We start from the raw sequence: 13,580 nt of genomic DNA, 5'->3' as shown, positions 1-13,580 counted from the left end.
ATCCCGGTGACCACCGGGAGCAGTCCCGCCATGCCGAAGGTGGCCGGTATCGGTCCGTACGGTGTCCACGCGGTGGCGGTGGCCGCCCCGGCGCAGCGCGGCGGGCCCGGACCGGCCCTCGCCGGTCCGGGCCCGCGCCCGCTCCCGTCCCCCGCGGTCGGCCGCGGGGCCGCCACCGGTTCAGGTGGGGCGCCAGGGCGTTCCGGTGTTGTCGGTGATGTCCTCCGCCGCGACCTGGCGGAGCTGGCGTGAGAGGTCGGACAGGGCGCGCGATACCGCGAGCTCCTCACCGATCTCGGGAACGTCCAGGTCCGTGGGGTGCTTGCGGGCCATCCCGTGTCCCCGCAGCGCCGTCCCGTCGTCGGCGACCAGGCCGACCTCGGCCCAGGTGCGCGCGCTGTCGCCCTCGTTCTCCTCGGCGACGACGACGTCGACGTTCCAGCGCTTGGTCGTCTGCATGGCATCGGCCCCCTCTGCGTTGGCGCCCGTGCAGCCGGGCGGGTGTTCGATGTGCGCGTCCGGACCCGGGTAGACCAGGTCGTCGTGGCCCTGTTCGGCGCCGGCCCAGTGGACCCGGTAGGGGGGCTCCCCGTCGGACCCCCCGACGCCGGTGACGACGCCCGTCCTGCGGTGGGCGTCGGCGCGCGGGCTCTCGACCACCAGCTGGTCTCCTACGTGTGCTCGCATGGGTTCCCCCGCAAACGTCGGATACCTCCATCTTCGGCACCCCGGCGCCCCGCGGCGCCGGGGTTGGGCCTTTGTTGGCGCGGGGCTGGGAGGTTTTTGCCGTGTGCCGTGGTCGGGGCCGCCCCTGGTAGCGTCACGGCGTGGCTCAGCACTACTTCGACTCCGATCCGGGCGCCGCCAGCCGCCCCTCCACCGCCGACCTGGTCCTGCCGGACCTGCACCTGCGGCTGCGCACCGACCGGGGCGTGTTCTCCCCCGACAAGGTCGACCTCGGCACGCGGGTGCTGCTGGAGTCGGTCCCGGCGCCGCCCGAGGGCGGGCGCCTGCTCGACCTGGGCTGCGGCTACGGGCCCATCGCCCTGACGATGGCCTCGCGCGCGCCGGGGGCGCGGGTGCTGGGCGTGGACGTCAACGCGCGTGCGGTGGGGCTGGCGCGGCGCAACGCCGCCGAGCACGGGCTGGACAACGCGCGGTTCGCGGTGGTGGGGCCCGAGGGCGGGCTGTCGGTGGAGCGGGGTGCGCCCGGGGAAAACGCGCCGGCGCGGGAGGAGGTGGCCGCCCAGGGCCTGCTGGGCCCCTTCGACGCGGTGTGGTCCAACCCGCCCATCCGGGTCGGCAAGGGCGTGCTGCACTCCATGCTGCGCACGTGGCTGGGGCGGCTCACCCCCGAGGGCGTCGCCCACCTCGTGGTCCAGCGCCACCTGGGCTCGGACTCGTTGCAGAAGTGGCTGGACGAGCAGGGCCTGCCCGCCGAACGGGTGTCCTCCCGGGCGGGTTTCCGGGTGCTCGCGGTGCGCCGTTCCGTGGCTTGACGCGGCTTTTGCCGCGGTGTGTCACAGGTCATGCGTGCGCCCACGCACGGTGACCTGTACTCTGTGGCGAACAGATGGCCTCCGGGACCAGCCCGGGAACACCCGCCGAGGAAAACACCGCAGTTGAGCACGCAGTTGCGTCCCACGGACGTCAAACGCCTGAACCGCCAGTGGCGCAGGCGCACCGAGGGGCGACTCGCCCTTCTCGTCGAATCGGTCACCCAGCCCTACAACCTGGGCTCGATCCTGCGCACGGCTGCGACCTTCGGCGTCGACCAGCTCTGGTTGACCGGCAACAGCGCCGACCCCGACGATCCCAAGGTCGGCAAGACCGCCCTGGGCACCGCCGCCAAGGTCGAGCACACCCGGATGGCCTCCACCGCGGACGCCCTGGCCGCCGCGCGCGCGGACGGGTACCGGGTGGTCGCGGTCGAGCTGGCCTCCGGCGCGCTGCCGCTGCACGCGGCTCCCCTGGAGCCGGACGTGTGCCTGGCCGTGGGCGCCGAGGACCACGGCTGCTCCCCCGCCCTGCTGGCGGGCGCGGACGCCGTCACCTACGTTCCCCAGATCGGACGGGTGGGATCGCTCAACGTGGCCGTGGCCACCGCGATCGCGCTCGCCGAGGCCCGCCGCCGGGAGTGGGCCGGGCTGGGCGGGGAGGCCGACGCCCCCGCCGGGAGCTGACCGCCCCGAAGACACCTAACGCCGGGGAACAATCGCCCCAGGCCGATCGTCTTTATCCCTGGTAGTCACATATCACCACAAAGCGCAACAGGCGCAGAGAGAGGAACAGTGGACCCGTCCCGAAGTACCGGCAGCGTCCTGAACGGATGCTGCGACACAGACGACGAGCCCCCTTCTACGAAGGGTGCGCACCCTCGTAGGAGTCCGAACCCGAAGCGGAACCAGGCGGTGCGTGCCCGATGATGAGCACCATCCTCAGTATCGCCTTCGGGATCGTGGTGGTCTTCCTGATCACCGTGGCGACGGGTTACTTCGTCGCCCAGGAGTTCGGTTACATGGCCGTGGACCGCTCGCGACTGCGGGCGAAGGCGGCGGCCGGGGACGCCGGGGCCCAGAGGGCCCTGGGCATCACCAACCGGACGTCCTTCATGCTCTCCGGTGCCCAGCTGGGCATCACCGTGACCGCCCTGCTGGTGGGTTACGTGGCCGAGCCGATGATCGGCGAGGGCGTCGGCGAGCTTCTCGGCCTGGCCGGAATCCCCACGGGGACGGGCGTGGCCATCGGCACCGTCCTGGCCCTGCTGTTCTCCACCGTCGTGCAGATGGTCTTCGGAGAGCTCTTCCCCAAGAACCTGGCCATCGCCCGGCCCGAGCCGGTGGCGCGCTGGCTGGCGCTGTCCACGGGGATCTACCTGAAGATCTTCGGACCCGTCATCTGGCTGTTCGACCAGGCGGCGATCCTGCTGCTCAAGGCGGTGCGGATCGAACCGGTCGAGGACGTCCAGCACGCGGCGACCGCGCGCGACCTGGAGAGCATCATCGCCGAGTCCAAGGCCAGCGGCGACCTGCCGCCGGAGCTGTCCACCCTGCTGGACCGCACCCTGGACTTCCACGAGCGCACCGCCGGGCACGCGATGATCCCGCGGCCGGAGGTGGCCACCGTGGAGGAGGGCGACCCGGTCAGCCGGGTCGTGGAGCTGATGGCCTCCGACCACTCGCGCTTCCCGGTGCTGGGCGACGGCGTGGACGACATCGTCGGCGTCATCTGCCTGCGCGACGTGCTCGCGCTGGGCGACCGGGACCTGGCCAACACCAAGGTCAGCGAGGTGGCACGGCGCACCGTGATGCTTCCCGCGTCGCTGCCGCTGCCCTCCGCGCTGAGCCAGCTGCGCGAGGCGGGCGAGGAGTTCGCCTGCGTGGTGGACGAGTACGGCGGCCTGGCCGGGGTCATCACGACCGAGGACCTGGCCGAGGAGCTGGTCGGCGAGATCGCCGACGAGCACAGCCCCGCGGAGGAGTCTCCCTCCTACCTGGAGGGCGAGGGCTCCTACCTGGTCCCGGGCGCGCTGCACATCGACGAGGTCGAGCGGCTGCTCGGCCACGACCTGCCCGAGGGGGACTACGAGACCCTGGGCGGTCTGGTGGTGCACGAGCTGCACCGGCTCCCCGAGGCCGGTGACAGGGTCTCCATCGCCCTGCCCAGACCGCCCAGCGCGCACGACGAGGACCCCGACATGGGGCTGACCATGGTCGTCAGCGCGGTGCAGAGGCACGTTCCGCACACCGTGGAGCTGCGCCTGCACGAGGCCCAGGGCAACGAGTCGCAGGAGGCGTCGGCATGAGTGACATGAACGTGTGGGTGGCACTCGCGCTGACCGCGGTGATCATCGCGCTGAGCGCCTTCTTCGTGGCGATCGAGTTCGCCCTGGTGGCGGCGCGCCGCTACCGGCTGGAGGAGGCCGCCGAGTCCAGTGTCTCGGCGCGGGCCGCGGTCAGGAGCGCCCGCGACCTGTCGCTGCTGCTGGCCGGTTCGCAGCTGGGGATCACCCTGTGCGCCCTGGCGCTGGGCGCGATCTCCAAGCCCGCCTTCCACCACATGCTGGAGCCGCTGTTCGGCGGCCTGCCCGACACGGTGGGCTACGTGCTCTCCTTCGTGCTGTCGCTGATCGTGGTGACCTTCCTGCACCTGGTGGTGGGTGAGATGGCGCCCAAGTCCTGGGCGATCTCGCACCCGGAGAAGTCGGCGATCATGCTGGCCGTGCCGATGCGGGCGTTCATGTGGTTCACCCGTCCGCTGCTGCTCATGCTCAACGGCATGGCCAACTGGTGCCTGCACCGGCTGGGTGTGGAGGCGGTGGACGAGATGTCCTCCGGTCACGGCCCCGACGACGTGCGCGAGCTGGTGGAGCACTCGGCCAAGGCCGGTGCGCTCGACCCCGAGCGCCGCGCCCAGCTGGCCACGGCGCTGGAGGTCAACTCCCGCCCGCTGAACGAGATCGTGACGCCGCGCGAGGAGATCGCGTCGGTGTCCCCGAACTCGACGGTGGACGACATCAAGCAGGTGTCGCGGGAGTCCACGCACCTGCGCCTGGTGGTGATGGACGGCGCCGAGCCCGTGGGCGTGCTGCACGTGCGCGAGGCGCTGACGAGCCCGGAGGGGACCACCGCGGCCGACCTGATGCGGCCGGTGCTCACCCTGGCCTCGGAGACGCCGATGTACGCGGCGATGGGCATCATGCGCGAGAGCCGCAGCCACCTGTCCCTGGTGGAGTCGGACGGCGAGGTGATCGGCCTGGTCACCCTCCAGGACATCCTGGACCGCCTGCTGCTGCTGGACACGGCCGCCTGAGCGGGGCCGTGAGGCCGTGAGGGGCCGTGAGGGGGGTCTGCCCCCTCCCGGCCCCTCGTGCGTGTGCGGGCCTATCCCGGAGACCGGGACGCGCGGGCGCGCGAAGGGGCAGGGCGCGGTGCGCGCCCTCCCCCCTGATTCCGGCGCCCTCGGGCCCGGACGCGGCGGAGCCCCCCGGATGGTTCCCGGGGGGCTCCGCGCAGGTACGGAACCTAGGCGGTCTTGGCCGTCAGGGTCACCTCGATGTTGCCGCGGGTGGCGCGGGAGTAGGGGCACATCTGGTGCGCGCCCTCGACCAGCTCCTCGGCCTTGGCCTGGTCCACGCCCGGGATGGTGACGGTGAGCGCCACGGCCAGGGTCATGCCGTCGTCGGCCTTGCCCAGGCTGACCTGGGCGTCGATGGTGGAGCCGTCGACGTCGACCTTCTCCTTGCGGGCGACGGCCTTGAGGGCGCCGTGGAAGCAGGCGCCGTAGCCGACCGCGAAGAGCTGCTCGGGGTTGGTGCCGGGGCCGTCGTCGCCGCCCATGCCCTTGGGCACGGACAGGTCGACCTCCAGGCGGCCGTCGTCGGTGCGGCCGTTGCCCTTGCGGCCCTCTCCGGTGACGGTGGCGTTGGCGGTGTACATCACGTCGTAGGCCATGGTTGCCTCTTTCCTTCGTGGTCCGTGATCGGTGTGGTGGTACGGGCGGGGGGCCGCGGCCCCGTTCAGCACGGGCTGCGCCCGCGGGAGGCGGTCTCCACCGAACGCGTGAGCAGCCCGAGCGCCTCCTGCAACTCCCGGGCCCGTTCCCGGGGCAGTCCGGCCGAGCACAGGACCCGTTCGGGGACCTCCTCGGCGCGTGCGCGCAGCGCGTCGCCCTTCGGGGTGGCCGAGACCTCGACGACGCGCTCGTCGGTGGAACTGCGTTCGCGGCTCAGGAGTCCGGCGCACTCCAGGCGGCGCAGCAGCGGCGAGAGCGTGCCCGAGTCCAGGTGCAGGGCCCGGCTGAGTTCCTTGACGGTGAGCGTTCCGCGCTCCCAGAGCACGAGCATGACCAGGTACTGGGGATAGGTCAGTTCCAGGTCGCCCAGCAGTTCCCGGTAGAGCCCGGTCATGGCCCGGGAGGCCGCGTAGAGGGAGAAGCACAGCTGGTTGTCCAGGGCGAGGGGGTTCTCCCCTTGCTCGTCGGCCACGGTGTTCCCTCCTGCGCGTGCGGAACCGTTCGGTGGGCACCACCGTAACAGAATTCAGTTGCGCGCAACATGATCGCGCGCAACTTTTTTGGTGTGTCGCGGGAGCGGGTGCCCGCGTCCGGCCGGACGCGGGCACCGGGGACCTCAGAGGAAGCTCACGCCCTGGGCCAGCGGCAGCTCGCCACCGTAGTTGACCGTGTTGGTCGCCCGGCGCATGTAGGCCTTCCAGGAGTCCGAACCCGACTCGCGGCCGCCGCCGGTGTCCTTCTCCCCGCCGAAGGCGCCGCCGATCTCCGCGCCGGAGGTGCCGATGTTGACGTTGACGATCCCGCAGTCCGAACCGGCCGCGGACAGGAACCGCTCGGCCTCGGACTGGTCCTGGGTGAAGATCGACGACGACAGTCCCTGGGGCACGCCGTTGTGCAGCTCCACCGCCTCCTCCAGCGTGCGGTAGGGCATCACGTACAGGATCGGCGCGAAGGTCTCCTCGCGCACGACGGCGGTCTGGCCGGGCATGCGCACCACCGCGGGCTCGACGTAGTAGGCGTCGGCGGCCTCCTCCTCCAGGACGCGGCCTCCGCCGACCAGCACCTGGCCGCCCTCGGCCGCGGCGCGCTCCAGCGCCGAACGCATCGCGGCGTACCCGCGCTCGCCCACCAGCGGACCCACCAGCGTGGACTCCGCGAAGGGGTCGCCGACGCGGTCGCGCAGCTGCTTGTAGGCGTCCACGATCCGCCGGGTGACCTCCTCGGCCACGTCCTCGTGCACGATGAGGCGGCGCAGCGTCGTGCAGCGCTGGCCCGCGGTGCCCGCGGCGGAGAAGACGCTGCCGCGCACCACCAGGTCAAGGTCGGCGGAGGGCGCGACCACGGCCGCGTTGTTGCCGCCCAGTTCCAGCAGGTAGCGGCCCATGCGGGCGGCCACCCGGGGCGCCACCTCGCGGCCCATGGCGGTCGAGCCGGTGGCCGAGAGCAGGGCCACCCGGGGGTCGTCGGCCAGGGCCCGGCCGATCTCGCGGCCGCCCAGCACGACCCGGTGCAGGCCTTCGGCGGGCGCGCCGACCTCCTGGGCCGCGCGCATGAGCAGGCCGTGGCAGGCCAGCGCGGTGAGCGGGGTCAGCTCCGAGGGCTTCCAGACCACGGTGTCGCCGCACACCAGGGCCACGCAGGTGTTCCACGACCACACCGCCACCGGGAAGTTGAAGGCGGTGATCACACCGACCACGCCCAGCGGGTGCCAGGTCTCCATGAGCCGGTGGCCGGGCCGCTCGGAGGGCATGGTGCGCCCGTACAGCTGCCGGGACATGCCCACGGCCAGGTCGCAGATGTCGATCATCTCCTGGACCTCGCCCAGCGCCTCGGAGCGGATCTTGCCCGCCTCGACGGTCACCAGCTCGGCCAGGTCGGCCTTGTGCTCGCGCAGCAGCTCACCGAGCCTGTGGACGAGCTGACCGCGCACCGGGGCGGGGGTGTCGCGCCAGGCGGCGAAGGCCTCCCGGGCCTCGGTGACGGCCTGCTCGACGTCGGCGGCGGAATCGTGGCCCAGGGCGAAGAGGTCCTGGCCGGTGATAGGCGATCTGGCCGCGCCGGCCCCGGCCGGTTCCCGGGGCGCGGCGACGCGGCACCGGTCCAGGGCGGCCCGCGCGCGGTCGGCGAGGGAGGCGGTGGTGGGGAGGGCGGAAGTCGGCATGTGCTGCTCTCTCCGTTGAGAGGAACGGGCGGTCACCTCACACCCTGCCAAGTCCGACCCCGCCGGTCCAGCCCCCGTGTCTCGTCGGCCGGACGCGCCGCACGCCCCGTCCCCGGGGCGGTCCCGGGCGGCGTTAGACTCGGCTGGCCCCTCCCCCGGCGGCCCTCCCGACGCCCCTGAGACGGACAGCGACCCCCGTGCACCACCACACCACCCCCGAAGAGGACCGCGCCGGTCTCGCCGAGCCCCGCCTGGTCCTGACCCGCTCCGGCTTCGGCGCGGCCGAGCCCCTGTTCAGCGCCGACCTGCGGGCGAGCGCCGACCTCTCCCAGGCACGGGAGGTCGTCGCCGCGCACGCCTCCCGGCTGTGGACGGAGGCCGCCCGCGACGGCGCCGACGACCGCCCCCTGTACTGGGCGCGGCTGGTGCTCTCGGCCCGGCTGCGCTCCTGGCGCCCGGGCTTCGCCGTGTCCGACGCCGACCGCGCCGACCTGCTGCACCTGCTGGAGACGGGCTCGCGCGGCATCGCCGACCTCGACTTCCCGCCGGGCGACCGGTGGGTGCGGGTGGTCGTGACCGGCTTCGACCCCTTCCGCCTGGACGAGGACCCGGCGTGCTCCAACCCCTCCGGCGCGGCGGCGCTGGACCTGAACGGGTGGACCTTCCCCGTGGGCGCGCGCACGGCCGTGGTGCGCACCGCGGTGTTCCCGGTGCGCTGGGCGGACTTCGACGCCGGGCTGGTGGAGGAGGCGCTGGCCGGGCAGCACCGGCGCGCGGACGCGGTGGTCACGCTCAGCCGCGGGCGTGCGGGCCGCTTCGACCTGGAGGTGTGGAACGGCGTCTGGCGCGGCGGGGGCGAGGACAACCTGCGGGTGTCGCGCACCGGCCGGGCGCCGGTGCCCGGCCCCGGCGCCCCGGAGTGGACGCTCTCCTCGCTGCCCCACGAGCGGATCCTGGCGGCGGTGCGGCAGGACCCCTACCCGGTGGTGGTCAACACCGAGGTGGCCGAGGCAGCGCCGGACGGGCGCGGGGTGGTGGTGCGCCCGGACGGCCCCACGGAGGGGTCGGCCGCGCGCCGCGGGGGAGGCGGGGACTACCTGTCCAACGAGATCGCCTACCGCAACACGCTGCTGCGGGACCGGGCGGGTCGGCGGATCGCGGCCGGGCACGTGCACCTGCCCAAGGTGGCCTCCCCGGGGGAGAACGCCGCGGTCCTGGCGCAGGTCCGGCGGATCGTGGCGGCCGTGGCCGCCGACGCGGCCGAGCCCCGACAGGAGCCGGGGGAGGACTGACCCCCTCCCCCACCTCGTCGGGGCGCCCACCGCCGCGCGGGGCCGCGCGGCGGTGGGCGCTGGTGGTGGGCGCTCCCGCCCGTCTCAGTAGGACGGGTCGGCCGCGAAGACGCCCATGAGACCCGCAGCCCCGTAGACGAAGAACAGGACGGCGTACAGCGCGGTCCCGACTCCGAAGAGCACCCAGGAGATGATGGTGCAGGTCCTGGCCGACTGGGGGTTGGTGGCGGTCATGGTCAGCGCGACGATGGCCAGGATGAGGCCGACGATCGACAGCGTCCAGCACAGGCACAGGCCGAAGATGTTGGCGATGAGCGCGCCGATGGCCGAGCCCTGGCTCGCGGGCGGGGGCGGCGGCTGGTAGCCGGGGCCGCCGTACCAGCCTCCGGGGGGCGGGGGGAGGCCGCCGCCGGGCGGCGGATAGCCTCCGCCTCCTCCGGGAGGGGGCTGGTGGCCTCCGCTTCCCCCGCTCGGGGGGAAGTAGCCGCCGGTTCCGGGACCGTAACTCATGGGCGCCTTTCAGGGGTGGACGGAGCGGGCGCTCCGACGGGGGAGGGCGTGTCACCGGCATCCGGATTCGCGGGGGAACACCGTGTACGCCCCTTCGGAATCAGTATGGCCGGAACGCGGACCCGCCGGGGACCGGCGCACCCGCGCCCGCACCGGGTTTCGGACAGTGCGGGCAGGTGGCCGCAAAGCCCCGGACCCGGGGTCCGGAGCCGGACCCCGGGTCCACCGGGGACACGGCGGCGCGACCCTCCCCACGGGCCTTCCCGGAGGCGGCATGCGGTCCGCCTGAGGCGGGTCGGGTGAACGGAGCGTGACCGCACACCGGACACGCTGAGTACGCGCACGCCTGCGAGGCGATTCACGCTGAGGTGAGCGGCTCGGATATGGTCCCCCTCGTGGCTGTCACCTCACTACGACGCAAACTCTCCGTCAGCGCGGCCGTGGGTCTGCTCCTGGTCCCCGGCTGCCACGCCGTGGAACAGGAGCTGCCCTACGCCGAGCCGGTCCGCTCCTCGCCCGACGACCTGGCGGGGATGGAGGCGGGCACCGTGTCGGTGACCACCGACGACAGCGCGGTGAGCTACCGCTACCCGCGGCTGGGCGGCGACCACCCGCTGACGGTGGAGGCGCGCACCGCCATGGCCGCGCGCCAGACCGCCTTCCTGGAGGACCTGCCGGAGGGCGGCTCCCCCGAGCTGCACCAGGACACGGCCATCCTCGCCGCCTCGCCGGAGGTGGTGGGCGCGCGGCTGACCGCGACCGCCTCCGCGGGCGGGGACGAGACCTTCGAGGCCGACACCCTGTGGTACGACGCCGACAGCGGGGAGGTGCTGCCCTGGACCTCGCTGTTCCGGGACGAGGAGGCGATCGAGCGGGCCCACCTGGCCCTGGCCGAGGTCCTGGAGGAGGGGTACAACCTGCCCGAGCGCCAGTTGCCCGGGCTGGTCGGCGAGGTCGCCTCGGGCGAGCGGTCGGCGCCGGAGGGCGGCGCGTCCGCCGACGGGCGGGGCGGGACGACCAACGGTGGGGCGGCCGGGGATTCCAACAGTGAGGCGGCCGGGGAACCCGGCGGCGGGGAGGCGGACGGGGGCTCCGAGCCGCTCGACCTGTCCGAGCCCGACCAGGCCCGGGAGGCCGCCGAGCGCTGGGCGGGCTCGCCCCTGGGCGACCTGGCCTTCAGCACGGCGGGCGGCCTGGCCGTGCGCATGGACCCCGACGCGGTGCCCAGCGCGGGCCGGGTCGGCGAGGTGCTGGTCCCGGTGGAGGCCGCCGACGTCGAGGGGCTGCTGTCCGAACTGGGCTACCTGGCCCGGGAGGCGGCCCTGAACGGGGACGGCCTGGGCGACGACCTCTCGCAGGACGAGGGGGGCCTGAGCTCCCAGGGGCACACCCTGGACTGCGAGCGCCTCAAGTGCGTGGCACTGACCTTCGACGACGGGCCGGGCGAGCACACCGACCAGTTGCTGGACAGCCTGGCCGAGTACGACGCCCGCGCCACGTTCTACGTGCTGGGCTCGCTCGTGGACGAGTTCCCCGCACCGGTGGAGCGCATGGCCGAGGAGGGCCACGAGCTGGGCAACCACACCTGGAAGCACGACGACCTGGCCAAGATGTCGGCCGACGAGATCCGCAAGGACATCGAACGCACCAACGCGGCCGTGCGCGAGGTGACCGGGGTGGAGCCGCCGACCATCCGGCCGCCCTACGGGTCGCTGAACGGGACGGTGCGCAAGACGGTGGAACAGCCCCTGATCCTGTGGGACGTGGACACGCTGGACTGGAGGAGCCGCGACACCGAGGAGGTCAGCGCGGCGGCGCTGGACAACACCGTGCCGGGGAGCGTGGTGCTCTTCCACGACATCCACGAGACCTCCGTGGAGGCGATCCCGGACGTGCTGGCGGGACTGCACCGGCGGGGCTACCACTTCGTGACGGTCACCGACATCTTCGGCTACCAGGGCATGGAGTCGGGCGACGTGTACACCGACGCGCGGCTCTCCTAGGCCCCGCGCCCGCGCGGCGGGGCCCCGGCCGGGAGAAGGTCCCGGCCGGGGCCCGCGAGGCGGCGGCCCGCGCCGGGACGGTGCGCCCGCGGAGCCGTGGACGGGCGCCCGCCGCGCCCGGGGCGGCGTCCGGAGGACCGCGGCCGACAGCCGGGAGAGCGCTGGCGAGGGAACTCCCCCGCACCCCTTTTCACCAACAAAGAGGACATTCTCCTTCCGTTCGAGAAAACGCTGGTGGCGATCACCGCTTCCGGCGGACCCGATGGGCTAGGTTGCGTTTCCGAGGCCCGGGACATTCCCTTCCCGAATCACCCCCAAAAAGGAAAAGCCTCGTTTTTCCCATTCGCCCGCACCCATCTTCCGCACGGAGGCACGAGCAGTGGCACCAGCCAAGACCGAGGCAGAGGAGTCCTCCGTGAAGACCCGCAAGGGGTCGATCATCGTGAGCTGGCTGACCTCGACCGACCACAAGGTCATCGGGTACATGTACATCATCACCGCCTTCGTCTTCTTCGTCTTCGGCGGAATCCTGGCGGTGCTCATCCGCGCCGAACTGTTCTTCCCGGGCATGCAGATCATGTCCAACGACGAGTACAACCAGCTGTTCACCATGCACGGCACGATCATGCTGCTGCTCTTCGCGACCCCGCTGTTCGTGGGTTTCGGCAACGTGATCATGCCGTTGCAGATCGGCGCGCCCGACGTGGCGTTCCCGAGGATGAACCTGTTCGGCTACTACCTGTTCCTGTTCGGCGGGCTGATCGTCTCGGCCGGGTTCCTGACCCCGGGCGGCGCGGCCAGCTTCGGCTGGTTCGCCTACACACCCCTGTCCTCGGCGGTCCACTCACCGGGGGTGGGGGGCGACCTGTGGATCATGGGGCTGGTGGTGTCGGGTCTGGGCACCATCCTGGGCGCGGTCAACTTCATCACGACCGCCCTGTGCATGCGCGCGCCCGGTATGACGATGTTCCGCATGCCGATCTTCACCTGGAACATCATCCTGACCAGCGTGCTGGTGCTCATCGCGTTCCCCGTGCTGACGGCGGCCCTGATCGCTCTGGGCGCGGACCGCATGGTCGGCACGCAGGTGTTCAACGCCGAGCACGGCGGGGCCATCCTGTGGCAGCACCTGTTCTGGTTCTTCGGCCACCCCGAGGTGTACATCATCGCGCTGCCGTTCTTCGGCATCGTGACCGAGATCCTGCCGGTGTTCAGCCGCAAGCCGATCTTCGGCTACAAGGGGTTGGTGGCGGCGACCATCGCCATCACCGGCCTGTCGGTGACGGTGTGGGCGCACCACATGTTCCCGACGGGTGCGGTGCTGCTGCCGTTCTTCTCGTTCATGAGCTTCCTCATCGCGGTGCCGACCGGGGTGAAGTTCTTCAACTGGATCGGCACGATGTGGCGGGGCCAGATCAGTTTCGAGACGCCGATGCTGTTCTCGATCGGGTTCCTGGTGACCTTCCTGTTCGGCGGTCTGACCGGTGTGCTGCTGGCCTCCCCGCCGATCGACTTCCACGTCACCGACTCCTACTTCGTGGTGGCCCACTTCCACTACGTGGTGTTCGGCACGGTGGTGTTCGCGATGTTCGCGGGCTTCTACTTCTGGTGGCCCAAGTTCACCGGGACGATGCTCCACGAGGGTCTGGGCAAGTTCCACTTCTGGCTGCTGTTCCTGGGCTTCCACGGCACGTTCCTGGTGCAGCACTGGCTGGGCGCGGCGGGTTTCCCGCGCCGCTACGCCGACTACCTGCCCGGTGACGGGTTCACGCAGTTGAACCAGATCTCCTCGGTGTCCTCGTTCGTGCTGGCGGCCTCGACGCTGATCTTCTTCTGGAACGTCTTCGTGACCGCGCGCAACGCCCCCCAGGTGGGGATGGACGACCCGTGGGGCTACGGCTGCTCGCTGGAGTGGGCCACGTCCTGCCCGCCGCCGCGGCACAACTTCACGTCGCTGCCGCGGATCCGCTCCGAGCGTCCCGCGTTCGACCTGAACCACCCGCACGTGGCGGCGCAGGCCCTGGACGAGGCCGGGCGCGGGGAGGCCGCCCCGAGGCGCTGACCCGCGCGGGCGGGGGCGGGCCGCTGCCCGCCCCCACT

Annotated in this window: 12 protein-coding genes; 7 read left to right on the top strand and 5 right to left on the bottom strand. The window is 72.5% G+C overall.

Going from position 1 to position 13,580, the window contains the following annotated elements; genetic code table 11:
- Positions 1-180: 180 nt before the first annotated feature.
- Positions 181-687, bottom strand: coding sequence for a dsRBD fold-containing protein (locus ACSTA4_RS14325; RefSeq protein WP_013152978.1), 507 nt, complete (start codon positions 685-687; stop codon positions 181-183).
- A gap of 140 nt (positions 688-827) precedes the next feature.
- On the opposite strand from ACSTA4_RS14325, the gene ACSTA4_RS14320 reads away from it, so the two are divergent.
- The 4 genes from ACSTA4_RS14320 (at position 828) to ACSTA4_RS14305 (ending at position 4,812) form a co-directional block, all read left to right on the top strand.
- A complete protein-coding gene (locus ACSTA4_RS14320) occupies positions 828-1,499 on the top strand; it encodes a class I SAM-dependent methyltransferase (RefSeq protein ID WP_444963972.1) in 672 nt (223 codons plus the stop codon).
- 123 nt (positions 1,500-1,622) lie between these two features.
- Complete coding sequence (locus ACSTA4_RS14315) at positions 1,623-2,183, top strand: TrmH family RNA methyltransferase (RefSeq protein WP_248770342.1); 561 nt, start codon at positions 1,623-1,625, stop codon at positions 2,181-2,183.
- Positions 2,184-2,422: 239 nt separating this feature from the next.
- The gene (locus ACSTA4_RS14310) at positions 2,423-3,805 is read left to right on the top strand and encodes a hemolysin family protein (RefSeq protein ID WP_444963971.1); all 1,383 of its coding nucleotides are present in this window, start codon (positions 2,423-2,425) and stop codon (positions 3,803-3,805) included.
- Complete coding sequence (locus ACSTA4_RS14305; protein WP_444963970.1) at positions 3,802-4,812, top strand: hemolysin family protein; 1,011 nt, start codon at positions 3,802-3,804, stop codon at positions 4,810-4,812. Before ACSTA4_RS14310 ends, ACSTA4_RS14305 begins: the two co-directional genes overlap by 4 nt.
- A gap of 212 nt (positions 4,813-5,024) precedes the next feature.
- On the opposite strand, the gene ACSTA4_RS14300 is transcribed toward ACSTA4_RS14305, so the two are convergent.
- The 3 genes from ACSTA4_RS14300 to amaB form a co-directional block, all read right to left on the bottom strand.
- The gene (locus ACSTA4_RS14300; protein WP_017567433.1) at positions 5,025-5,453 is read right to left on the bottom strand and encodes an organic hydroperoxide resistance protein; all 429 of its coding nucleotides are present in this window, start codon (positions 5,451-5,453) and stop codon (positions 5,025-5,027) included.
- 65 nt (positions 5,454-5,518) lie between these two features.
- Positions 5,519-5,986: a MarR family winged helix-turn-helix transcriptional regulator gene (locus ACSTA4_RS14295; RefSeq protein WP_248770339.1), complete on the bottom strand. Its 468-nt coding sequence runs from the start codon at positions 5,984-5,986 to the stop codon at positions 5,519-5,521.
- A 144-nt stretch (positions 5,987-6,130) separates the two neighbouring features.
- Complete coding sequence (amaB, locus tag ACSTA4_RS14290; RefSeq protein ID WP_444963969.1) at positions 6,131-7,675, bottom strand: L-piperidine-6-carboxylate dehydrogenase; 1,545 nt, start codon at positions 7,673-7,675, stop codon at positions 6,131-6,133.
- A gap of 197 nt (positions 7,676-7,872) precedes the next feature.
- Here amaB and ACSTA4_RS14285 point away from each other — a divergent pair, with 197 nt between their 5' ends.
- Positions 7,873-8,967, top strand: a complete 1,095-nt coding sequence (locus tag ACSTA4_RS14285) for a pyroglutamyl peptidase (RefSeq protein ID WP_444963968.1) — start codon at positions 7,873-7,875, stop codon at positions 8,965-8,967.
- Between the two features lie 84 nt (positions 8,968-9,051).
- On the opposite strand, the gene ACSTA4_RS14280 is transcribed toward ACSTA4_RS14285, so the two are convergent.
- Complete coding sequence (locus tag ACSTA4_RS14280; protein ID WP_444963967.1) at positions 9,052-9,477, bottom strand: hypothetical protein; 426 nt, start codon at positions 9,475-9,477, stop codon at positions 9,052-9,054.
- Between the two features lie 383 nt (positions 9,478-9,860).
- Here ACSTA4_RS14280 and ACSTA4_RS14275 point away from each other — a divergent pair, with 383 nt between their 5' ends.
- The gene (locus tag ACSTA4_RS14275; protein ID WP_444964175.1) at positions 9,861-11,480 is read left to right on the top strand and encodes a polysaccharide deacetylase family protein; all 1,620 of its coding nucleotides are present in this window, start codon (positions 9,861-9,863) and stop codon (positions 11,478-11,480) included.
- Between the two features lie 415 nt (positions 11,481-11,895).
- Complete coding sequence (gene ctaD, locus ACSTA4_RS14270) at positions 11,896-13,542, top strand: aa3-type cytochrome oxidase subunit I (RefSeq protein ID WP_444963966.1); 1,647 nt, start codon at positions 11,896-11,898, stop codon at positions 13,540-13,542.
- Positions 13,543-13,580 lie beyond the last annotated feature (38 nt).

This window comes from Nocardiopsis sp. M1B1, assembly GCF_052466615.1.
This window is presented reverse-complemented; position numbering and strand designations above follow the sequence as displayed.